The organism is Prosthecobacter sp., assembly GCF_046154365.1.
GTDB lineage: Bacteria > Verrucomicrobiota > Verrucomicrobiia > Verrucomicrobiales > Verrucomicrobiaceae > Prosthecobacter.
The window spans coordinates 14,518-36,898 of sequence record NZ_JBJXFV010000167.1 but is presented as its reverse complement, the minus strand read 5'-3'; the positions used below and the strand labels follow the sequence as shown (position 1 = coordinate 36,898).

Sequence of the window (22,381 nt, the reverse complement as noted above, 5' to 3'; positions counted from 1 at the left end):
ATGCTCTGGCCTACCCATTCTTTGTTTCCGCCGTTTCCGCTCGAAGATCAGCGACAGCATCAGGCGGAGCTGGCGGCAGCAATCCGGCGTGTTCTCGATAGCGGCAGCTACATCCTGGGAGAGGAAGTGGCCGCTTTTGAGAGCGAGTTTGCCGCGTTTCTCGGTGTGAAGCATGTCGTCGGTGTGGCGAGCGGCACAGATGCCATTGAAGTGATGCTGCGGGCGCTGGAGATCGGTGGAGGCAGCAAGGTGATCGTGCCCTCCCATGCACCTTCAGCGGTGGCGGCGGGTGTGGCACGCAGCGGTGCGAAGCCGGTGTTCGCAGACATTGAGGCGGACACGTTCACGCTTTGCCCGGAGTCGCTGGATGCGGTGCTGCGTTCGCCCGCCGGGCGGGGCGTGAAAGCGGCGCTGGTGGTGCATCTTTATGGCCATCCGGCGGACTGGGCAAACTTGCAGCAGGTGGCGGATGAGCACGGCATCCTGCTGCTGGAAGACTGCGCGCAGGCTCATGGCGCGACCTGGCATGGTCGCATGACCGGAGCGCTCGGCACGGCGGCGGCGTTCAGTTTTTACCCGACGAAGAATCTCGGTGCCATCGGCGATGCGGGCGCTGTGGCGACGGATGATGACGATCTCGCGGAACGTCTGCGGTTGATCCGTCAGTATGGCTGGCGGCGGCGTTATGTCAGCGAGATGACGGGCGTGAACAGCCGGCTCGATGAACTGCAGGCAGCAGTGCTGCGGGTGAAGCTGTCCACCTTGGGGCAAAGTGTTTATCAGAGGAGAAGACTGGCAGCGATGTATGAGGCACGGCTGAGCGCCAGCGGCAGCGTGACGCCGCCGAGCGTGCGGGAAGGCTGCGAGCATGCCTTTCATCAATATGTGGTGCGTTGTGAGAGGCGGGATGCGCTGACGCAGCATCTGCATGCAGCGGGGATTCCGGCGGCGGTGTCTTCTCCGGTGCCGTTGCATCGCCAGCCAGCTTTTCACGCCGACATAGCGCTGCCGGAAGCCGAGAGGGCGGCGGCGGCGATCGTGGCACTGCCGCTGCATCCGTATTTGCATGAGGCTGCTGTCGCTGCCGTGTGTGATGCCATCGAACGTCTGAATCATGCAAGCTGCTGAATATGACACGCTGCGGGCCGTGGAGGACCGCCACTGGTGGTATGCGGTGCTACACGGGCTGGTGCTGCGCGCACTGGCCGGAGGGCTGCCAGCGCATGCCCAGGTGCTGGATGCGGGCTGCGGCACCGGCGGTATGCTGGTGTTTTTGCGTGAGCGCATGCAGGATCTCGATGCGGCAGGCATCGATGCTTCGGAGCAGGCGGTGTGGCATTGCCAGCAGCGTGGTTTGGCCGGCGTGCGCAATGGCACGGTGCATGAGTTGCCGTTTGAAGACGGGGCGTTTGACGCCGTGCTCAGTCTGGACGTGCTGTATCATGCTGGCGTCGATGAAGATCGAGCGCTGGCCGAAATGAGCCGCGTGCTGCGGCCAGGCGGCCTGCTGGTGCTGAATCTGCCTGCCTTTGCCGGTCTGCGCGGAGCGCATGATGCGGCGGTTTGTGGTGTCAGGCGCTACAAGGCGAGTCACATGCGGCCATTGCTCGAACCTCATAATCTTCACGTCGAAATGATTCACTACTGGAACGCTTGGCTGTTTCTGCCGCTGCTCGTGTGGCGGCGCTGGAGCCGTGTGCGCATGAAGCATGCAGATGGCAGTGTCTCAGACGTGAAACTGCCGCCGACGTGGCTGAACCGGTCACTGGCAGGTGCTGGCAGGCTGGATGCGTGGCTGTGCCGCGTCCTACGCCTCCCGTTGGGATCTTCCGTCTTCGCCGTGGCGCGCAGAATGAATTCCCCATCAGGAGGGCACGGTGATGGCGGCGGATGCTGAACATCCCGAGGTGAGTTTTGTGGTACCGCTGCACAACACCGGCAGCGCGCTGCCGCTGCTGCTGGAGGCCTTTCGCGCCATGCAGATCGAGGAGTCATGGGAACTGGTACTGGTGGATGATGGCAGCACGGATGGCACCTTCATGCGCGCAGGCGAACTGCTGCGTGATTTCCCGGCACCGGTGACGCTGGTGGCGCTGGCGCGGAATTTTGGCGAGCATGCGGCAGTGCTGGAGGGCTACCGCCGGTCGCGTGGTCGTTTCGTGGTGAATCTGGATGACGATCTGCAAAATCCGCTGAGCGAAGCACTCAAACTGCTACAGCACCTGCGCGCATCCGACGCGGAGGTGGTGTATTCGCGTTACGCGGACAAAAAACATTCCAGGCGGCGCAATGCGGCGAGCTGGCTGGCGAACCGCTGCGCCACCTTGCTGCTGGGCAAGCCGCGTGAGCTGTATCTTTCCAGTTTCCGGGCGCTGCGGCGTGAGTTGATCGAGCGCATCGTCATGTATCGCGGTCCCTATCCCTACATCGACGGTTTGATCCTCGGTGCCACGAACCGCATCGAAACGCTGGTCGTCGAACATGCGGCGCGTGCGAGCGGCAACAGCGGCTACACGCCGCGCAAGCTGATCCGGCTGGCCTTGAGCCTGCTGTTTGACTTCAGCGTCATGCCTCTGCGGCTGGCGAGCGTGCTCGGCGTCGTGCTGTGTGCGCTGGGGGCGGTAATTCTGGCCGAGGTGGTGATTGAAACGATTTTCGTCGGCCAGCGGCAGATTGGCTGGGGGTCGCTGATGGGGGCGCTGGCTGTGTTCAGCGGCGCTCAACTGCTGATGCTGGGCATCATCGGCGAGTATGTCGGACGGGCGTTTCTGACCGTGTCGGGCAAGCCGCAATCCCTGGTGCGCACGGTCATTCAGCATGAAAGGCGGGCGGCATGATCCACGAAACGACCAGCGAGACCTGCTCCGTGCGTGGCGTGCGCCGGTATGAGATGCGCCATGTGGTGGATCGGGTGCGCGGCCATCTGACCGTGGGAGACTTTGGCAGCGATCTGCCCTTCATCCCGCAGCGCTACTTCCTGACCTATGCGATCCCGAGCGAGCAGACGCGTGGAGAACACGCGCACCGCAGGTGTGCTCAATTTCTCGTCTGCACGCATGGCGAGTGCCATCTCCGCGTCGATGACGGTGAAAACTGCGAAGAATTCTGCCTAAACCGTCCGACCTTCGGCGTGCTGGTGCCGCCGCTGGTGTGGGCCACGGCGCATCTACATTCACACGACTCCGTGCTGATGGTGCTGGCGTCACGTCCGTATGAGCCGGAGGATTACATCCGTGATTACAGGGACTTCCTGGCCGCCGTAAAAGATGGTAAAAGCAGCGTATGAAATCCAACACCCGCACCGCCTTGTTTGCGCCGGAGCTGAGCATGGCTCCGACGAGCGGCTGGAGCTCGGTGACGACTGTGATGCGCCGCCAGCCTGCATGGCTGGCATTGGTGCTGCCGCTGCTGTTGGCGCTGCTCATGGGCTGGCTGGACTATGACACCGGCTGGGAGGTGAGCTTGTTCATCTTTTACGCCCTGCCGATCTTCCTGGCGGTGTGGTGGTCGGGCAGCCGGGCGGGACTGCTCATTGCACTGCTTTCGGGAGTGGTCTGGTGGTTCGCCAACAAGAGCACGCATCCCTATGATACGCAGATGGGCTATGCCTGGGCGTTGGTCAACCGGGTGTTCTACTTCTGCGTCGTGGTCTTTGCGGTGACGGCGGTGCGCAGCAGGCAGGAAGCGGATGCGGCGCGGATTCAGATGCTGGAGGAACGACGGCAACTCGAGCAGGACATCGTCAGCGTCAGCGAATACGAGCAGCAGCGCATCGGCCAGGATCTGCATGACGGCCTGTGCCAGCAGTTGGCGGCCATCGGCTGCGCTGCACGCCTGCTGGCGGAGGAGTTGCAGGCGCTGGCCGTACCGGCGGTGCGTGATGCCGTCATGATCGAGGCATCCATCCAGCAGGCGGTGCTGGAGGCGCGCAATCTGGCCCGTGGCATTTTTCCGGTGCATGTGGACCGCAGCGGACTGGCCGCCGCACTGGCCGATCTGGCACGGATGACGAGCCAGCTCACCGGCGTGGCCATTGAAGTCAAAGAAGGCATCGAAGCACAGTTGGACAATCCTGAGGCATCCATGCACCTCTACCGCATCGCCCAGGAGGCGGTGGCGAATGCCGTGCGCCACAGCAGCGCCCGACAGATCGTCATCAGCCTGCAACTCACGGGCAGTGAGCTAGAACTGCGCGTGGAGGACGACGGTACCGGCATGACGGACCGAAGTCCTGATGCAGGTGAGGGCATGGGGCTGCGGACCATGCGCTACCGCGCCCAGGCCTTGGGAGCCGTGCTGGAAATTAAACCCCGCGCCGGCGGCGGCACCACGGTACGCTGCCGGCTGCCGGTACAAACTCAACTGGAGGAGGCGCACACTCATGGCTGAAACAAAAACCAACAAAGGCTGCAAAGTCCTGCTCGTGGAAGACCATCCCATGTTCCGTGAGCACCTAGGCCAGCTCATCAACCGCGATCTCGGCATGTCCGTCTGCGGCGAGGCGGACAACATCCGCGATGCCATGCGGCTGATTCATGAGAAGCAGCCGGACATCGCCATTGTGGACATCACTCTGCGCGGCTCCAGCGGCCTGGAACTGCTCAAGGACATCAAGGCGCAGGGGTTGCCCCTGAACGTGCTCGTGCTTTCGATGCACGATGAGGAACTGTATGCCGAGCGTGCCCTGCGTGCTGGCGCCAAGGGTTACATCACCAAAAACGAGGCCTCCACCGAGGTCGTGAAAGCCATCCGCATGGTGATGAAGGGCGAGGTGTATGCCAGCAGGCAGATGACGGCAAAACTGCTCGACCGCCTGACGCAAAAACGCACGCCCATCGAATTCGCCGGCATGGAAACACTCGCGGATCGTGAGCTGGAGGTGTTTCAACTGCTGGGCCGTGGCAAGAGCACGCATGAGATCGCCCAGTCGCTGAACTTGGGGGACTCCACCGTGGAAACCTACCGCGCACGCATCAAGGACAAGCTGCAACTGCGCAGCGCCGCCGAGCTGTACCTGCGCGCCGGCCAGTGGGTGCGCGAGCATGGCGCATGACGCCGTTTGGCGAGTTCGGGAGCGTGTAGCGCAAGGCATGACACGGCTTGTCCTTTGCCAGACGGACCGGTTTCAGGGCAGAATGCCGTTGTTCAAACAAGCCATTTCCAAGCCATGTCGAAACGCCACCGCCAAGCACGCCGAAACAACCAACCACGAACGCACTGCGCCAGTGCGCCGCCAGCGGTTCCCCCGGTGCTCCTGGAAGATTCCAGTGCGACCGTAGAGCCGTCGGGGGGCCGCACTGCTGGCGGGCGTTGGACTCATGCGGCCGTGGCGACCCTGCTGATGGCCCTGTGCGCGGGCCTGTATGCCTGGACGGCGGATTTTCCCATGGTCTTCGACGACCACGCCTACCTGACCCAAAACCCCGTCTTCCTGGACGTGAAAAGTTTTGGTTACCCAGCGCATTTTGAGCAGTTCGCCAACAGCCCGGCGAAGGCAGGTAATGACCCCGACCTAGCGGTGAATTTCATCCTGCGCCCGGTCGCCTACGCGAGCTTTTATCTGAACTACCTCATGGATGGCTTCAAACCGCGCTGGTTCCGCGTGGTGAACATCGTCATCCATGCGCTGAACTCGCTGCTGATCTACGCGCTGCTGAACAGCCTGCTCAGGCGTTCCGCCGCCGGTGATTTGAAGCGCGGCTCGGTGCTGTTCATTGCGGCCACCGCCGCGCTGATCTTTGCCGCCCATCCGCTCGCCATCGAGTCCGTGACCTACATCATCCAGCGCTTCACCTCGTTGGCGGTGCTGTTCTCCCTGCTGGCGCTCTGGCTGCATTTCACCTCCCTCTCAGCACGGTCACGCCTGGGCCTGTGGCTGCTGCGCTCCGCCGCCGTGGTGGCCATGCTGCTGGCCATGCAGACGAAGGAAGAAAGTTTCACCGTGCCGTTCCTGGCGGTGCTGCTGGACTGGCTGGTGGTTGGATCACGGCTGCGTCTAGCCGTCGTCAGGGCGCTGCCGCTGCTGCTGTGCGCGCCGCTCATTCCGGCGCTGGTGATTCTCACCGCTGCGGCACAGCATGGCGGCGCCTTCAACTGGGAGGCCTCGATCAACATCGTGAACGACAGGCACACCCCCCTGAACCACTGGCACTACATCGTGACTGAATTGACGGTGGTGGCGCACTACCTGCGGCAGTTGTTCTGGCCCGCCGGTTTGAACCTGGACCCCGCCTGGCCGAAGTATGAATCCCTCTGGCAGGGGCCGGTGCTGGTGGCGCTGGGCGTGCTGACGGGGCTGATCGCCGCCGCGTGGTGTTTGTTCCGGCGTTTTCGTGGCGATGTGCGTTTCGCCCTGGGCTTCGCATTCACCCTTTGGTTCTTCATCACCGTGTCGCCGTCCTCCGGCCTGGTGCCGCTGCCGGATCTGATGGCGGAACATCGCTCCTACCTGCCTTCCATCGGCATTTTTGTCCTCGTGGCATGTCTGCTGGACCGGCTGCGCAGCGCAAACCTCCGTTCCAGTTGGGCAAAGGTGCTGGTGCCTGCCGCCGCCGTGCTGTGTGTGGGTGCGCTCTCCTGGGCCACCTGTGCGCGGAACAAGGTGTGGAGCACGCGGGAAAGCCTGTGGGAGGACACTGTGGCGAAAAGCCCCGGCAAATATCGCACCTGGGGCAACCTGGGAGCGGTCTATTCGGCGGGTGGCAATGAGGAGAAGGCGGTGGCTTGCTTTCGTGCGGCCCTCAAGATCGAACCACGGTTTCAAAACGGCTTGCTCAACCTCTCCAATTCACTACTCCGGCTCAACCGCCCCAAGGAATCGCTCGATACCACCCAGCAGCTCATTCAAATGGACCAGACGGCCGCCACCAAGCTGCCGGTGGCGTTCACTCTGGGCATTGGTCTCGCTGGCGTCGGCAGGTATGATGAGGCCATCACCACTTTCACCAATATCCTGGCCGCCGTTCCTGATAACATCCAGGCGCGGAAGGCACTTGGATTGGTCTATCTCCAAACCGGCCTGCCACAGCGTGCACTGGCTCACTTTCAGGCCGCCGCCGGCATTCAGCCTGCGGATGCGCAACTACAGGCCTTTATCAAGGCCGCCGAAAACGCCATGGCGGCCAATACGGGCAGTGCGGCAGCCCGCCTACGGTTGCAATGACCGCCTCACACCTCAAACAAATGCAGCGGCGAGGTGTTGGTCTTGTACTGGCCGTCTTTGGCCAGTGATTTGCCGTTGCCGTTGCTGTCGCGATTGGTGGAGGTGACAACGAAGTGCTTGCCGTCCGGGTGCAGCGCCAGGGCGTGGCAGTTCGCCATCTTCTTGTTCTCGTGAAACGCCTCCTTCTCCGCCGGATCGAGCAGGAACAGCAGGCCGCTGCCGGGTGAGCCAGAAGTCACGGCCATCAGGCAGCCAGTGGGGTGCTGCACCAGATCGTGAACGTAACCTTCCTTGTTCGTGCCATGCGTCACGGTCTTGGTCAGCTTGCCGCTGGCCGTGTCGAAGAACAGAATCGTCGGGATGCTCTGCGGTGTCGCACCGTTTTGCGGCGTGGTGCCAGCGGCGAGCAATGTTTTGCCGCCGTCGATGAACAGCAGCACGCGCAGACCGCCGAGATCCTGGATGCGGTCGAGTTTGTAGAGCACGGCGGCATCGAACGAGCGCTGTTTTTTCTTGAAATCGATGTCCCACGACTCAATGCGGCCCCGCATGTCGCCGAAGGTGATGCTGTCACCCATCGTCACGGCATAGACATCCTCGCCCACCTGATGCTCGGCCAGTTTCTTGCCGTCGGTGGCATTCCATACGCGCACGAAACCATCCTTGCCGCAGGTGACGATGCGGCTGCCATCCGGCGAAACGGCAATCTGCCGCAACCAGCCATCATGAGCTGATTCATGCTGCCAGAGAGTTTTTTCGGCCTCCGAACAGCGCAATTGGCCCCAGGAGTCCGCGCTGAACACATGCGGCAGTTTGGGATGAAACGCGATGGCGGTGCTGTAGCCGTGAAAACCGTTCAGCGAAGGCAAAGGCGTCAATGTTTTGCCATCAAACTGCCAGCGCCGCACTGTCGGCTCATAACCCACCGCTGCGAGCACGCTGCCATCATGGCTGAACCGCGCCGCCGTGATCTGGCGTTCAGATTTGAACTCGGTGATCTGTTTGGGTTCCAGTTTCATCACGCCAGGGCCTCCTTGATCGGCAGCATGTCATCGTGCGCGATGGGCAGCGGCTGCCCGGCGTTGTCGAACTCCGTCTTCATCGGGTCGATGCCCAGCGCGCGATACCAAGTGTGAAACGCCGCGCCGATGTCATGCGGCTGCGATTTCACCTCGGTGCCGCGCTCATTCGTCTCACCGACGACCATGCCGTGCTTCACGCCGTGACCCGCCATCGCAATGCTCCAGGCCTCCGGCCAGTGATCGCGGCCCACATGTCCGTTGATGCGAGGTGTGCGGCCAAATTCGCTCAGGCAGATGACCAGCGTCGTCTTGAGCAGTCCGCTCGCTTCCAGGTCTTCCAGGATGGCGCTGAAGGCCTGGTCAAACTTCGGCACCATCGTGGCATGCGCGTTGAAGTTATCGCCATGCGTGTCCCAGCCGTAGCTCGTCACTTTGACGAAACGCACGCCCGCTTCCAGCATCTGCCGCGCCACCAGCATGTGCTGGCCCAAATCACTGCGGCCGTAGCGCTCACGATCACGTTCTGGCAGCTTGGTGGTGTCGAAGATGTCCGCACGCGCCATCAACTTCTCCGCCATGTCGAATACAGAGGCATTCGCCTCCACGACGCGCTTCTCACGCTGCTTCGCAAAGCGTTGATCCAGCATCTGCCGCAACTCATTGCGCGCCGTGTCTTGATCAGCGCTGATGTCGGGATGACGCAGCAGATTGTCCGGCGGTTTGCCGTCGCCAAAGGCCAGGGAGCCGTATTTCGGCCCGAGAAAGCCTGCATCCTCCGCCTTGAAGCCGCCGCTGCCCGGTTTGATCCACACATACGGCGGCAGCCCGCTCGTTCCCGGCCCCAGCAGCTTCGCCACGCCTGCGCCGAAGTGCGGATACGGCACGCCACGATTTTTCGGATCACCGCGCTGAATGCGATCCACGCCGGAGGAGTGCGCATTGTCTTTGGTACACATGCTGCGCACCACGCAGAGCTTGTGCATCTGCTTCGCCAGCTTCGGCATCAGCTCACAAAAATGCACGCCCGGCACCGAAGTCGGAATGCTGCGAAACGGCCCGCCGAACTCCGTGTTTGGCTTCGGATCCCACGTTTCAAGCTGCGACATCCCGCCATCCAGCCACACAAACAGCACCTGCTTGTCCCGCTGCTTCATCGCCTCCGCGAACACCGGCGATGCCAGCAAGCCCAGCCCGCCGCCGAGAAAGGCCCGGCGGGAGAAGGTGTGATCGCGTGGAGTGCAGAGCGGTGATGACATGACCACCACTACGGCCAAGCAACACTCGATTTGTCAGAACTCATTCCAGGCACAGCCACTTCTTCAATGCTTGATCAATGTCCCGCATCTGTACCGAAGTGAGCACTGACATGCGGCGGATGAACTTCGCCAATGGCACGGCAAGCATGCCTTGCAGATTGAACGATCCCTCCTTCAGACCATGCGCCGCCAGCGCAACGCTGTGTCTGGAGGGATGGGATGAGGTCGTATGCGGAATGACCATGATGAGCGCATAGTCATCCGGCTCCAGAGATGCGCTGACAATCAGAACTGGCCTGACTTTGGCCGCCATGCCCAAGTCTGCCAGCCAGACTTCGCCGCGCAGAGGCTCAGGCTTCATCGGCGTCGAGAACGGCAAACGCCTCTGCAGCGGCGCTGGCCTGGTCTTCCATGGTCCATACGCCATAGTCATCATCGAAGATGACACCGGTTGATTTCTCGCGTTGCAGCGAATGCAGCCTGCCCTCGACTTCCAGAAGCCCCTGGATGTCGAGCTGGCTCAAGGCGGAGGTAATGTCGGCCACGGTGCTCATGGGAAGATCATAGCATGAGTGTCAATGATTCACAAAGAACTCGGTCGAGCTGAGCAAGGCCCAGGCGTAGTCGCCCAATGCTTTCGATTTGTCGGTGGCATGAGCGGTGAGCCATGACTGTAGTTGTGTTCGTTCTTCCGCATCAGGCAAACGAGTGAGCAGCGTCAGGTATAGCTCGTCCGCTGGATCAGTTTGTTTAGCGAGGCGGCCGATCAGATTGCCTGCACGCGGCTTCAGCGCCCATTGGACGTGGTCGCTGTTGCGGAGGAACAGGGCGCTGCGCAGTGAGGGATTGGCGACGAGTTCGGGTTCCTTCGCGGGATTCGCCAGCGCGGCGGCGAAGGCTTTTTCGAAGTCGGCGAGGCTGTATTTGAGCGCATCGACCTTCACATCGGGCTTGGGGTTCTTTTCGAGCCGTTCACGTTCACCAGTGGCGATGAGGAAGGCGCGGAGCTGCTGCTCGGCGGTGAGATGGCGTTGATGAGCACCGGAGCGCTGGTAGGTCTGCGTGAGGGCGATTTCGCGAATGAGCCAGCGCAGGTCGAAATGATGCGCGGTGAGTTCTTTGGCGAGCAGATCGAGCAGTTGGGGATGCGACGGTGGATTCTCGGTGTGATGCAGATCGAGCGGCTCAACGATGCCCTTGCCAATGAGCAGGAACCACACGCGGTTGGCGATGTTTTTGGCGAACAGCGCGTTCTCCGGCGCTGGCACCCGTTGCGCGATCTCACGCAGCGGGCTGAACTTCGGCTGGCCTACTTCCTTGGTTTTGCGGTCGGGTTTGACGAGCCAGGCGTCGTCGCCAGTGGCGGCAGGGATCATGACTTCCTCACCAAACGGGATGCGTGGGGCGGTTTGGGCCTTCTTGTCGGTGAGGACGGAGACGAAGTCGTATTTGGCGGCGATGAGGCCCTCGCTGACCCACGGCGTCTTGTGTTTGTCGTCGGCAGTTTGTAGTTTGAGGTTCTGATAGACGGCGTAGAGGCCGCTGAAGTCGATCTGCTTGTAATCACTGACGCTGAGATGCCGGTGGCACTGGCAGCACTGCAAGTCGATGCCCATGAACATGCGGCCGACATCACGCGTGAGCCCTGGATAGTCCGTGTCCTGCTGCCCCACCTTCTCCAGCCGCCGCGTGATGAAGTAACCGGCCCCGCGCTGCTGCTCATTGAGAAAATCCGGCGCCAGCATCTCGCGCACCATCACGTCCCACGGCTTGTTCGTCTTGAAACTCTCCACCAGCCATGTCTTCCACGCTTCGTTCTCGCCCCGGCGCTCCATGAGCATCACGTTAAACGCATCCGCCATCCGCACCGCGAAGCGTGGTGCCGTGATGAGCTGGTCGATCAATCGCGTGCGCTTGTCCGTCGTTTTGTCCGCCAGGAAAGTTCGCACTTCATCTGCTATCGGAATGCCACCGTCAAAGTCGAGCCACACGCGGCGCAGAAACTCCGCGTCATCGGCTTGAGCTGGCTTTGCAGCCTTCGCGAACAGCAAAGTGTCGATTCTCGGCGCAAGCGCCGCCTCATCCGCCCAAGCGGTGGCGGTCAGAACCAGCAGACAAACGATCGTGCGTTGCATGCAGCCGATACGGCGGATCGCTCTGGCCTATTGCAATCGGACTGTTCGAAGTCGGAAGAATACCGCATTGGTTCATCCCGCCACAGGAGTTCGGGCAGGTCGTTGGGTGAAGCCTTCAGGGTGGTTCCGGTGCCGCCTTGGATAGTGATTTCAGCCATTCGGTGACGAGTCGCAGCACCTCATCACGAACACACTGCTGGTGGGAGAATGGCGCTTGGGGACCAAGTGCCTTACCCGACGCCCGCCCTGCCAACGAATGTGACTTCGTGCTTGCCGCATGCGCCGTCCTGCATTCTTCTCAGGGACGCCATGGCCCTTAAACTCGTCATCATCACCGCCGCCCAAAAGGGTGCGAACCGTTCCGCCCTCGACTGGGCTATCAAATCTGAACTGCCGCATGGCGGCTGGTGCCCGCTGGGCGGCCTGAAGGACGACGACGGCAGCGTGCTGCCCTACAAGCTCAAGGAAACGCCGACGGAGAATGTGCTGGAGAGCGTGGAGTTCAATGTGCGTGACTCGGACGCCACCGTCGTCTTCACGCTGGCCCCAAAGGCGGCAGGCGCGGCGCAGAAGGCCGTTAGCTATGCGAAGAAGCAGAAAAAGCCGGTCATTCACCTGCACCGCGGCATTCTCGGCGTGTCGGAGAAGTTTGTGGCCTTCCTGGACAAGTACTACGCGCGCCGGCTGCACCTCACCGGTTCGTTGGAGGCCGATGAAGCGGGCATCAGCGCCTGGATCACCGCCGAACTGGAGAAGGCCAAGGTCATCCTGGAGCGGCGGCCGGATTGATGAGCAAAAAAAACAGCGAAGCGAATTTTTGCCTCGACTTTGGAGGGGGGCTTGCTGAAAAGGGACGCTGTCATGAAAAACACAACATCCAAAAACTCCGGTTCCGCCTCTCCGTGGCTTCTGACCTGCCTGACACTCGCAGGCGGCGCTCTTCTGCTCATCCAATCTCATGCCAATGACGCCGTCTCGGCGATCAACGGCAAGATCGAAAGCAATTACGGCTCTGTGAATGACTCTTACAGTCGTGGCGTTGCGGCCAGCCTTTCCATTCCGGTGGCGGAGTCCTGGGGCATCCAGTTTGACTCAATGTACCAGCATGCCGCTGAAGATGACTTCTATGGACTGGGCGGCCACTTCTTCACCCGCAAGCCGGACATCGGCCTCCTGGGCGTCTTTATTGGCGGCATCAAAAGCGGAAGCTCCATGGACAACCTCGCCGCAGCCGTGGAAGGTGAGTTGTACTTTGAGAAGGTTTCCGTGGGCGCGTTCGTCGGTTTTGACCACGTTGACAAGAACGGCATCAACTCCTCCTTCATCCCCCGCACCAACAATCACGATAATTTCGTGCTGGCCAATCTCTACGCCGCTGTTTACCCGGTGGACGACCTGATGGTGCGCTTCGACTACACCAATCGTCTCAACCGCAACTTTTACGACCTGACGGTAGAATACCAGACACCGGTCGCAGGACTCTCCGTCTTCGGCGTCGGTGGCCTTGGGGATGGCGATTTCTATCAGTTGACGGGCGGCCTGCGCTACTACTTCGGCAAGGATAAGAATTTGAAACGCCGTCACCGCGAAGACGACCCGATCAATCCGCTCAGCGGCATCTTCCAGAGCACCGGCCAGGCCGCCGGTCAGAACCCGAACAAGCCCACGACGACGACGAAGAAGAAGGAGTTTATACCGTGAGTCCTGCTTCACGCTAGCAAACCTTCGCAAAACAGCTCAGCGCCTGTCCTTCCTTCCGAAGGACAGGCGTTTTCATATCTCCGAACATGTTCTCTGTGCAGACATCGCGTCTCGTTCGTTTAGTGCCCGGCCTGACGGCCCTGCTCGGCGCGTTTCTGCTGTTCCAGGTGCAGCCGCTCATCGGGAAATTCATCCTGCCGTGGTTCGGCGGCAGTCCGGGGGTGTGGACGACGTGCATGCTGTTCTTCCAGGTCGTGCTCTTTGCCGGGTATGCCTACGCGCATGCGCTCACGCGGCTGCCGCTGCGATGGCAGGGGCTGGTGCATGGCCTGCTGATCCTGGCCGCGCTGGCGCTGCTGCCATTCGCACCGGACGCAAGCTGGAAGCCTGTGGACGGGGCCGATCCTGTGCCGCGCATTCTCGCGCTGCTGGCGGTGAGCGTGGGGCTGCCGTACTTCGTGCTCTCCAGCACCGCGCCGCTGGTGCAGGTGTGGTTCACCCGCGCCACGGGCGGCGCGCAGCCGTGGCGGCTCTACGCGCTGTCGAATTTCGGCTCCCTGGCCGCGCTGCTGAGCTATCCCTTCGTGTTTGAGCCGCTGTGGGAGGTGCTCACGCAGGCGCGGGTGTGGTCGGGCGCGTTTGGTGTCTTCGCCGTGCTAGTGCTGTGGTGCTTGTGGCGGGATCGTGCTCAGGCCGTGACCGCCCCTGCCGCCGCGCCGGTGGAGGACACGCCGCCGGAACCCGGACAGCGCCTGCTCTGGCTGCTGCTGCCCGCGCTGGCCTGCGCGCTGCTGCTGGCCGCGACGAATCACGTCTGTCAAAACGTGGCCGTCATCCCCTTCCTCTGGGTGCTGCCGCTCGCGCTGTATCTGCTCAGCTTCATCTTCTGCTTTGAGCATGAGCGCTGGTATCTGCGCCGTCCGGCGCTCTGGGCCGCTCCCGCGCTGCTGCTGGCGCTCCTGGCCTGTGTGGAGGCACCCTTGGAAAAAAACACCTCATGGCTCGCCCTCGGCAGGCAGCTTCACGCCTGGTTCCCCGCCCTGCCGGAGCAGCTCAGCCTCGCGCCGAACTACCTCTGGCAGCTCGCCTGGGCCTTCGGCGCGTTGTTCTTCGCCTGCATGCTCTGTCATGGCGAACTGACGCGGCTGCGCCCCGCGCCACGACGGCTGACGGAGTTTTATCTCTGCATCTCCGCCGGTGGCGCGCTGGGCGGCCTGTTCGTGAGCCTGGCCGCGCCGCGTTGCTTCACCACTTTCGCCGAGTGGCCCGGCGGGCTCGTCGCCACGGCCATTCTCGCCGCCTTCGTGCTGGCGCGTGGTTTGAAACGCGCGCCGCTCCTATGTCTCATCCCCGCCGCCACGGGGGTGATCGCCTGCATGCTCCATCTCGGCTTCAAAACCGAGCCGCGCCTCCTCCGCATGCGAAATTTTTACGGCGCCATGTCTGTCGAGGAGGCCTGGGACAGCGGCCTGCGCATGAAATTCCGCCGTTTCATTCACGGAAACATCACCCACGGCATGCAGAACCAGGGCGCCCCGCTGCACCTGGTTCCGGCAACCTATTACGGAGGCCATACCGGCATCGGACGGACGCTGGAAAGCGTGCGCTATACGAACGCGCGAGTCGGTGTCGTCGGCCTGGGAGTCGGGACCGTGGCCTGCTATGCGCACCTCGGCCATGTGTTCCGTTTCTATGAGATCGACCCCGACGTCGAGCGCATCGCCACCAACGAATTCACCTACCTCGGCGATGCCGAGGATCGCGGCGCGGAGATCGAGATCGTCATCGCCGACGGCCGCCTGGCGCTGGAACGCGAGCCGCCGCAGAACTTCGACGTGCTCTTGCTCGACGCCTTCAGCGGCGACTCCGTGCCCGCGCATCTCCTCACGCTGGAAGCGTGGCAGATTTACCTGCGCCACCTCAAGCCGGACGGCATCATCGTTGCACAGATCAGCAATCACTACCTGTCCCTGGCCCCGGTCGTTGAAAAAATCGCCTCCGCTCTCGGTCTCGGCACCACGCGCATCATCACCACGGAAAAGGGAGACAACTACGGCACCGATCATGTCATCGTCACGCGCAACACCGCCTTCCTGCGCGCCCACCCGCCCACGCCGCTGCCTGCGGCGGAGGCGGAACGTGAGAAGCGCCTGAATCCGCCCGTGTGGACCGACCGCCGGCATGATTTGTTTCAGGTGCTGGACTTGCATTGATCCGTGCGCCGCGTTGTGTCCGCGCCTCCATGCTGATCCTTGCCGCATCATCCGCCCACGCCGCGCTTCCACCCGCCGGAATGATCGCTCCCTTCGTCCTCCTGCTGCTGTGCATCGCGCTGATGCCGCTGTTTGCCGCGCACTTCTGGGAGCATCATTATCCGAAGGTCGCCATCAGCCTTGGCCTCGTCACAGCGGCGTATTATGTGTTCGTGCAACAAGACTGGCATCCGCTGCATCACGCGGCACATGAGTATGTCAGTTTCATGGCGCTGGTGGGGTCGTTGTTCGTCATTTCCGGCGGCATCAACATCCGCGTGAAGGGCCAGGCGACACCGCTGGTGAACACGGCGTTTCTCCTGATCGGTGCCGTGCTCGCCAACGTCATCGGCACCACCGGCGCGTCGATGTTGATGATCCGGCCCTGGATCAAAATGAACAAGTATCGCATCACCGGCTTTCACATCGTCTTCTTCATCTTCATCATCAGCAACTGCGGCGGCGCGCTCACACCCATCGGTGATCCGCCGCTGTTCCTGGGCTTTCTGCGCGGCGTGCCGTTCTTCTGGGTGCTGGCGCACTGCTGGCAGGCCTGGGCGCTGGCCGTTGGGCTGCTGCTGGCGGTGTTTTATGTCTTCGACGCCGTCAACTTCCGCCGCGCACCGGAAGAAGTGCGTGAACTGGAAACCGCGCATGAAGACTGGTTCTTCCGCGGCCTGCTGAACGTGCTCTGGCTCGGCGTCGTGCTCGGCGCGGTGTTCCTGCCGAAGCACCTTCAGGAAACCACCGTGCTCGGTGTGTTCTCGATCCCCGCACTCGTCATGTTCGCCGCTGCGGCAGCCTCCTACTTCATGACGAAACGCGAAGTGCATGAGGCGAACGACTTCAACTTCGGCCCGGTGAAGGAAGTGGGCTATTTGTTTGCCGGTATCTTCCTGACCATGATTCCGGCGCTGCAAATCCTGCAAAGCGGCGAGGCGGTGCAGCTCACTTCGCCGCTGCAGTACTATTTCTCCACCGGCGCGCTCTCCGCCTTTCTCGACAACGCCCCGACCTACCTGTCCTTCCTCGCTGCGGCGATGGGTCATGAGCATCTCTCGGTCGATTCAACGGCAGACGTGGTGAAATTTGCAGCGGAGCATGCGCCGCACCTCATCGCCATCTCGTTAGGCGCGGTGTTTTTCGGTGCGGGCAGCTACATCGGCAACGGCCCCAACTTCATGGTCAAGTCCATCGCCGACAAATCCAAGGTGCATGCGCCGTCCTTCGTCGCCTACATGGTTTATTTCTCCATCCCGATCCTGCTGCCGATCCTCATCATCGTCGGCTGGCTGATGGTTCACGACTCTCATTGACGCATGCGCCTCCTCCTTTCCAGCGCAGCGCTGCTGCTGCTCGCCCAATGCGCGTTTTTTCCGCCGCTGGGCAGCAAGCGCCTCAAGACCGACCTCGCGGCGCTGCATGGCACCGCGCCAGAGAAGTGGGCCGCGCTGCCAGGCATCCCCAAGCACGCCGCCACCGGCTGGCTCGGTGAATTTGGCAGTTCCAAGCTGTCTGCACTCGTGCAGCAGGCCATCACCGGCAATCCCAGCCTCAAGGCTACCGCCGCCCGCGTCGAGCAGGCGCGTGCGCAAACGATGCAGGCCGGCGCAGGCCTGTTCCCGGCCTTGACCTCCACCGGTTCCGGCAACCGCACCCAAAGCCCCGGCGACCTGCGCTTCCCCGGCAACAACCGGATCGCCAACCGCTTCACCGGCAACTGGCTGAACATGAGCTGGGAGATCGACTTCTGGGGCCGCGTGGCCGATACCCGCCGCGCCGCCAAGGCCGGTTCCGCAGCCGCCGAGGAGGATTGGCACGCAGCGCGTCTTTCGCTCGCCGCGACCACGGTGCAGACCGCCGTGACACTGGCCGAAGCCGAAGTCCTGCTCGCGCTCGCGCAAAGCAACGTCGCCACGCGCAAGGTCCAGCTTGGCATCCTCGAACGGCAGTTGGACCGCGGCATCGATCCCGAACGTGCCGCGCTCGATGTCAGCCTGAGCCGCGCCGATTTCGCGCGCGCCGAAGCCACCGTGCAGCAGCGCCGAGCCACGGCCGATCAAACCCGCCGCACGCTCGAAACCCTGCTCGGCGGTTATCCGGCGGGCGCTGAGCGCGGCATCGGTTCCCTGCCCTCGCTCAAACGCGGCATTCCCGCCGGACTGCCCTCGGCAATGCTGCTGCGCCGCCCTGACCTGCGCGCCGCCGAACGCCGCCTGACCGCCGCGCTCGCCAGCGAGAGCGCCGCCAAGAAAGCCATGCTACCCAGCATCCGGCTCACCGGCTCGGCGGGCCGCACCTCACAGGAAATCGAGCAACTGATCCGTCCCGAATCGGCCATCTGGAACCTCGGCACGCAGGTCGGCCAGACCTTGTTCCAGGGCGGTTTGTTGAAGGCCGGCGTGGATCTCCAGCGCGGACGCTACCAAGAGATCCTGCAAACCTACTCCGCCAGCGTGCTCACAGCCTTCCGCGAGGTCGAAACCGCCCTCGCTGCTGAGCAATTCCTGCTCCAGCAAGAGTCCGCGCTCGAACGCGCCGCCGACGAGGCCGAACGCGCTGAACAACTGGCCCTCAGCCAGTATGAGAAAGGCCTGAGCGAGGTTTTAACGCTGCTCGACACACGCCAGCGTGCCTTTGACGCCCGCAGCACGCTCACCAGCGTCAAAGCGCAGCGTCTGCGCAATCGCGCGGCCCTGCATCTCGCGCTCGGCGGCGAGTTTTGAAGACTACTGGCTCAGATAAATCGTGGTTCCTGGCGGCGGTTTACGGAACCAGTTGAACATGGAGCCGAAACCAGCCGATTTGGGGCCCTGTACGATGGCGCGACGCACGGTGAGTTGTTCGGGCACCTTGCTGGCAGCCACCTGCGCGGCGGGGCTGGATTCGATCTTCGCGGCGGCACGAGTCGCGGTTTTCACCGCAGGAACATCGACGATTTCTTCCACGCCCACCGGAATGGCGGACTCGTTCGCTGCCAGCGAGCCTTCGCCAATGATCTGGACGGGCGTCCCCTCCGGCGTCTCTCTGAAGAAAATGGCGGCCATCTTGGTGGGCAGACGGATACAGCCGTGCGAGGCCGGGTAACCGGGCAGATAGCCCTCGTGCATGCCGATGCCGCCGACAATGCGCATGAAGTAACGCATGCTGGCACCGATGAACTTCGCGCCATTCGGCAGCGCATCGGTGCGGGTGTCCACGTCCTCCTGCACCAGATTGCCCGCCTTGTCCGCGTACGCACCAAAGAGCGAGGAGCGATGATCCATGTCCTTTTCAATAATGCGATACGTGCCAGTCACCGTGCCATTGCTCTCGCGCCCTGATGAAATCGGCGAGACTCCGACGAGCTGCCCGCCTTTGTAATACTGCAAGCGTTGCGTGCTCAGATTGATGACGATCGTGGACTTGCCCTGCACCCCATCTCCTCGCCACCAGGCGCGGCTGTTGAGTGGATTGTCCGCAACAGGCTCCGGCGGGGTGCTGCAACTGGAACCACTCAACGAAAAAACCAAAGCCAGCAAAAGGGCCCATTGCCGAGTGAATGATGGCGCTGAATTCATGCGGAGATAGGATGCACGCGGCGTGCCATGATTCCAGAACTAATCAGGCATACACCACCGGCGTGCCCGTGCTATTGGCCAGCGCCTTGAAGCGCTTCGTCAGTTCCTGCGTGAGCTGGCCAGGCAGACCGTCACCGATCGAGCGGCGGTCGTATTGCACGGCGGGAATCACTTCCGCAGCGGTGCCGGTGAGGAAGCATTCATCGGCGGTGTAGATGTCGAAGCGCGTCATGACGGCCTCGGTGCAGGGCTTGCCCATCTCCGCGAGGATTTCCATGACGGCGCGACGCGTGATGCCATCGAGCGCACCGGAAGAGATCGGCGGCGTGCTGACTTTGCCGTTCTTGACGATGAAAACATTGTCGCCGGTGCATTCGGAGACGAAGCCCTGGTCGTTGAGCATGATACCTTCATCACAACCGGCCTGGAGGCACTCGATCTTCGCCATGATGTTGTTGAGGTAGTTCAGGCTCTTCACCTGCGGGCTGAGCGCGGCGGAATTCGGCCTGCGGGTGCCACAGGTGATGAGGTTCAGCCCTTTTTCATAACGTTCCGCCGGATACAGCGTGATGCTGCTGGCGATGACGATGACGCTGGCCTTCGGGCACTGGTAGGGATTCAAACCGAGCGAACCGACGCCACGCGTGATGACGAGGCGGATGTAACCATCACGCAGGTTGTTCGCGGCCACGGTGTCGAGCGTGGCTTTCTCCATTTCCTCAAACGGGATCGGAATGGTGAGGCAGATCGCCTTGGCGCAGTCATACAGACGGTGCAAATGCTCGGTGAGGCGGAACACGCGGCCATTGTAGATGCGGATGCCTTCAAATACCCCGTCGCCATAGAGCAGGCCGTGGTCGAAGACGGAGATCTTCGCCTCGGATTCAGGGACGAGTTTGCCGTCGAGGTAGATGAGGAGATTTGCAGACATGAGGGGCGCGTAGAAACCACAGGCGGGAGGGTTTTGCAAGCGCTGGCAATATGCTTGCACGGAACTGATTCACGCCCATCATGCGCGCCCTTAAACGAACCCTGAACACCCACGACCATGGCCGACATCCAAACCAGCGCTGCTGACAAGAAAGAGAAAGAATTCTTCACCCACGTCCCCCAGGAAGCCCCGGGCTTCTTCCTCAAGGGCTGCCACCAGTATGACTGGGGCCTCAAAAACCGCCTCAGCCGCGTGTTCAACCCCAAGGACGGCCGCACCGTGATGCTCGCCTTTGACCACGGCTACTTCCAAGGCCCAACGACCGGCCTGGAGCGTGTGGATCAGACGATCCTGCCCCTCGCCCCGTATGCCGACTGCCTCATGCTGACCCGTGGCATCCAGCGTTCGGTGATTCCAGCCTCAACGACGAAAGCCATCGCTCTCCGCGCTTCCGGTGGCACCTCGATGATCAGCCCGATGGAAGAATGGGAAGGCGAAATCGACGGCAAGAAGGCCAAGTTTGGCCGCCCCGGCTTTGAACCGCTCTCCAACGAAAGCACCGCGCTCAACATCGAAGAAGCCATCCGTCTCAATGCCAGCATCCTCGCCGTCCAGGTCTTCATCGGCAGCGCCTACGAGCGCCAGAGCCTGAAAAACCTCACCGACCTCGTCGATGCGGCTTCCCGTTACGGCATCGCCGTCATGGGCGTGACCGCCGTCGGTCGTGCGATGGCCCGCACGCCGCAGTATTTCCGTCTTGCGACACGCATCATGGCCGAACTCGGCGCGAACGTGGTGAAATGCTACTACACCGACACCGAATTCGACACCGTCACGAGCTGCTGCCCCGTGCCAATCGTCATCGCCGGTGGCAAAAAGCTTCCGGAACTCGACGCCCTCCAGATGTGCGCCAACGCCATCGCTCAAGGTGCCAGCGGCGTCGATATGGGTCGCAACATCTTCCAGTCCGACGCCCCCATCGCCATGATGCAGGCCGTCCAAGGCGTCGTCCACGGCGGCCTCAGCGCCGAGCAGGGCTTCGCGAAATACAACGACCTGAAGGCTTCTGGCGTGAAGTAATTCCTCAACTCATTCGAAAACTCCGGTCGTCGCAAGGCGGTCGGAGTTTTTGCTTTCATCGTTCGATGAACCAATGCAAAGAACACGCGTCTCGATGAAAAACCCCGTCTCCTTCCTGCGCTCAGTCGCCCTGCTCGAAGCCATCTCGTATTTGGCGCTGCTGTTCATCGCCATGCCGCTCAAATATGCCATGGGCATGCCGATGGCGGTCAAAATCGCCGGTTCGGTGCATGGCGGCCTGTTTGTCGTGTTCTGCTTCGCGTTGTGGCGGGTGCTCATGATCACGAACTGGCCTTTCAGCCGTGTGGTGCTCGTGTTCATCGCCTCGCTGCTGCCGTTTGTGCCGTTCTTCATCGACCGCCGCATGCGTGCGTGGGCGGCGGAATCCCATCAGACTCCGGCGTGAAGAAAGTCGTCATCCATTCCGATGGCGGCTGCCACGGCAACCCCGGACCCGGCGGCTGGGCCGTCGTGCTGGCCTACGGCAAACACGTTCGCGAACTCAAAGGCGGCGTTCCCGCCACCACCAACAACCGCATGGAGCTACAGGCCGCCATCGAAGCCCTGCGCATCCTCAAAGAGCCCTGCGAGATCGACTTCCATACCGACTCGCAGTACGTCCGCCAGGGCATCAGCCAATGGATCGCTGGCTGGAAACGCAACGGCTGGCGCACCAGCGCGAAGCAACCCGTCAAAAACGCCGACCTCTGGCGCGAACTCGACGCCGTCACCGCTCAGCACAAAATCCACTGGCACTGGGTCAAAGGCCACGCCGGTCACACCGACAACGAACGCTGCGACGAACTCGCCAACCAAGCCATCGCCGCCGTCAAAGCCCGCCACACACCCCAGCAACTGAGGGCGCTGCTGGAGGAGTTCAAGGCGGAGACCGAAGCGCAGCTTTTGTGAGAATCATCGGTGGGCTTCTGCGGCCCAACGGGCCGGAGGAATCCAGCCCAGGGCCAGCGAGCCTCGGCGAGTGCCGCCCTGGGTCACGCCGCGAGCACATGGCAATCAAGATCGCGCTCTGAAAGAGCGCAGGAAGACACCGCCACGTCGCTGGAGTCCGCATGAGGCAAAAGCTCCTTCTCCTGCGCCCCGTTGGGGCGCGTCCTTGAGAAAGGCGTTGATGGGTGGCAGACCCAGGGCATCGCTCGCCAAGCCTCGCTCAGCCCTGGGCTGGACTCCTTTGCGCCGTTGGCGCACCAATCCCTCACGCACCAAAACAATCATTCGAGGCACTTGCAAAACCTCCCAACAAAGATCTTTGCGTCCTCCGCCG

General features: G+C 62.1%; 22 protein-coding genes. 15 read left to right on the top strand and 7 right to left on the bottom strand.

The genetic code is table 11. The features are described from left to right. The 7 genes from ACKVY0_RS21625 to ACKVY0_RS21595 all read left to right on the top strand — a co-directional run bounded on the left by ACKVY0_RS21625 (position 1) and on the right by ACKVY0_RS21595 (position 7,162). Positions 1–1,128 carry a DegT/DnrJ/EryC1/StrS family aminotransferase gene (locus ACKVY0_RS21625; protein ID WP_409216930.1) on the top strand — a complete coding sequence of 376 codons (1,128 nt, stop codon included), beginning with the start codon at positions 1–3 and terminating at the stop codon, positions 1,126–1,128. Then, complete coding sequence (locus ACKVY0_RS21620; RefSeq protein ID WP_409216929.1) at positions 1,115–1,897, top strand: class I SAM-dependent methyltransferase; 783 nt, start codon at positions 1,115–1,117, stop codon at positions 1,895–1,897. The genes ACKVY0_RS21625 and ACKVY0_RS21620 overlap by 14 nt, the downstream gene beginning before the upstream one ends. Further along, entirely contained in the window at positions 1,881–2,837 is a 957-nt protein-coding gene (locus ACKVY0_RS21615; RefSeq protein ID WP_409216928.1) for a glycosyltransferase, read from the top strand. The genes ACKVY0_RS21620 and ACKVY0_RS21615 overlap by 17 nt, the downstream gene beginning before the upstream one ends. Continuing rightward, a complete protein-coding gene (locus ACKVY0_RS21610) occupies positions 2,834–3,286 on the top strand; it encodes a sugar 3,4-ketoisomerase (RefSeq protein ID WP_409216927.1) in 453 nt (150 codons plus the stop codon). The genes ACKVY0_RS21615 and ACKVY0_RS21610 overlap by 4 nt, the downstream gene beginning before the upstream one ends. Then, positions 3,283–4,389: an ATP-binding protein gene (locus ACKVY0_RS21605; RefSeq protein WP_409216926.1), complete on the top strand. Its 1,107-nt coding sequence runs from the start codon at positions 3,283–3,285 to the stop codon at positions 4,387–4,389. Before ACKVY0_RS21610 ends, ACKVY0_RS21605 begins: the two co-directional genes overlap by 4 nt. Beyond that, a complete protein-coding gene (locus tag ACKVY0_RS21600; RefSeq protein ID WP_409216925.1) occupies positions 4,382–5,053 on the top strand; it encodes a response regulator in 672 nt (223 codons plus the stop codon). Before ACKVY0_RS21605 ends, ACKVY0_RS21600 begins: the two co-directional genes overlap by 8 nt. A gap of 273 nt (positions 5,054–5,326) precedes the next feature. Further along, the gene (locus ACKVY0_RS21595) at positions 5,327–7,162 is read left to right on the top strand and encodes a tetratricopeptide repeat protein (RefSeq protein ID WP_409216924.1); all 1,836 of its coding nucleotides are present in this window, start codon (positions 5,327–5,329) and stop codon (positions 7,160–7,162) included. A gap of 5 nt (positions 7,163–7,167) precedes the next feature. Here ACKVY0_RS21595 and ACKVY0_RS21590 read toward each other — a convergent pair whose 3' ends face one another. The 5 genes from ACKVY0_RS21590 to ACKVY0_RS21570 are packed head-to-tail and all read right to left on the bottom strand — an operon-like array spanning position 7,168 to position 11,575. Beyond that, entirely contained in the window at positions 7,168–8,181 is a 1,014-nt protein-coding gene (locus ACKVY0_RS21590; protein ID WP_409216923.1) for a WD40 repeat domain-containing protein, read from the bottom strand. Next, a complete protein-coding gene (locus ACKVY0_RS21585; RefSeq protein WP_409216922.1) occupies positions 8,181–9,440 on the bottom strand; it encodes a DUF1501 domain-containing protein in 1,260 nt (419 codons plus the stop codon). The genes ACKVY0_RS21590 and ACKVY0_RS21585 overlap by 1 nt, the downstream gene beginning before the upstream one ends. Before the next feature lie 40 nt (positions 9,441–9,480). Continuing rightward, a complete protein-coding gene (locus tag ACKVY0_RS21580; RefSeq protein WP_409216921.1) occupies positions 9,481–9,801 on the bottom strand; it encodes a type II toxin-antitoxin system PemK/MazF family toxin in 321 nt (106 codons plus the stop codon). After that, entirely contained in the window at positions 9,791–9,994 is a 204-nt protein-coding gene (locus tag ACKVY0_RS21575) for a hypothetical protein (RefSeq protein ID WP_409216920.1), read from the bottom strand. Before ACKVY0_RS21575 ends, ACKVY0_RS21580 begins: the two co-directional genes overlap by 11 nt. A gap of 21 nt (positions 9,995–10,015) precedes the next feature. Next, entirely contained in the window at positions 10,016–11,575 is a 1,560-nt protein-coding gene (locus tag ACKVY0_RS21570) for a DUF1549 domain-containing protein (RefSeq protein WP_409216919.1), read from the bottom strand. A gap of 309 nt (positions 11,576–11,884) precedes the next feature. On the opposite strand from ACKVY0_RS21570, the gene ACKVY0_RS21565 reads away from it, so the two are divergent. From ACKVY0_RS21565 to ACKVY0_RS21545, 5 genes are all read left to right on the top strand, one after another. After that, a complete protein-coding gene (locus ACKVY0_RS21565) occupies positions 11,885–12,364 on the top strand; it encodes a YpsA SLOG family protein (protein WP_409216918.1) in 480 nt (159 codons plus the stop codon). Positions 12,365–12,436: 72 nt separating this feature from the next. Continuing rightward, positions 12,437–13,276 (top strand): hypothetical protein, encoded by an 840-nt coding sequence (locus ACKVY0_RS21560; protein WP_409216917.1) that lies wholly within the window; start codon positions 12,437–12,439, stop codon positions 13,274–13,276. Between the two features lie 86 nt (positions 13,277–13,362). Continuing rightward, positions 13,363–15,489, top strand: a complete 2,127-nt coding sequence (locus ACKVY0_RS21555) for a spermidine synthase (protein WP_409216916.1) — start codon at positions 13,363–13,365, stop codon at positions 15,487–15,489. A 29-nt stretch (positions 15,490–15,518) separates the two neighbouring features. After that, complete coding sequence (locus tag ACKVY0_RS21550; protein WP_409216915.1) at positions 15,519–16,844, top strand: sodium:proton antiporter; 1,326 nt, start codon at positions 15,519–15,521, stop codon at positions 16,842–16,844. A 3-nt stretch (positions 16,845–16,847) separates the two neighbouring features. After that, entirely contained in the window at positions 16,848–18,254 is a 1,407-nt protein-coding gene (locus ACKVY0_RS21545) for an efflux transporter outer membrane subunit (RefSeq protein ID WP_409216914.1), read from the top strand. A 3-nt stretch (positions 18,255–18,257) separates the two neighbouring features. On the opposite strand, the gene ACKVY0_RS21540 is transcribed toward ACKVY0_RS21545, so the two are convergent. Beyond that, the gene (locus tag ACKVY0_RS21540) at positions 18,258–19,088 is read right to left on the bottom strand and encodes a L,D-transpeptidase family protein (protein ID WP_409216913.1); all 831 of its coding nucleotides are present in this window, start codon (positions 19,086–19,088) and stop codon (positions 18,258–18,260) included. Between the two features lie 43 nt (positions 19,089–19,131). Then, positions 19,132–20,019, bottom strand: a complete 888-nt coding sequence (gene ilvE, locus ACKVY0_RS21535; RefSeq protein ID WP_409216912.1) for a branched-chain-amino-acid transaminase — start codon at positions 20,017–20,019, stop codon at positions 19,132–19,134. A gap of 117 nt (positions 20,020–20,136) precedes the next feature. Here ilvE and ACKVY0_RS21530 point away from each other — a divergent pair, with 117 nt between their 5' ends. The 3 genes from ACKVY0_RS21530 to rnhA all read left to right on the top strand — a co-directional run bounded on the left by ACKVY0_RS21530 (position 20,137) and on the right by rnhA (position 22,008). Further along, complete coding sequence (locus tag ACKVY0_RS21530) at positions 20,137–21,099, top strand: 3-hydroxy-5-phosphonooxypentane-2,4-dione thiolase (RefSeq protein WP_409216911.1); 963 nt, start codon at positions 20,137–20,139, stop codon at positions 21,097–21,099. Positions 21,100–21,172: 73 nt separating this feature from the next. Beyond that, positions 21,173–21,505, top strand: coding sequence for a DUF3817 domain-containing protein (locus tag ACKVY0_RS21525; protein WP_409216910.1), 333 nt, complete (start codon positions 21,173–21,175; stop codon positions 21,503–21,505). Beyond that, positions 21,502–22,008 (top strand): ribonuclease HI, encoded by a 507-nt coding sequence (gene rnhA / locus ACKVY0_RS21520; RefSeq protein ID WP_409216909.1) that lies wholly within the window; start codon positions 21,502–21,504, stop codon positions 22,006–22,008. Before ACKVY0_RS21525 ends, rnhA begins: the two co-directional genes overlap by 4 nt. Positions 22,009–22,381: the final 373 nt, after the last annotated feature.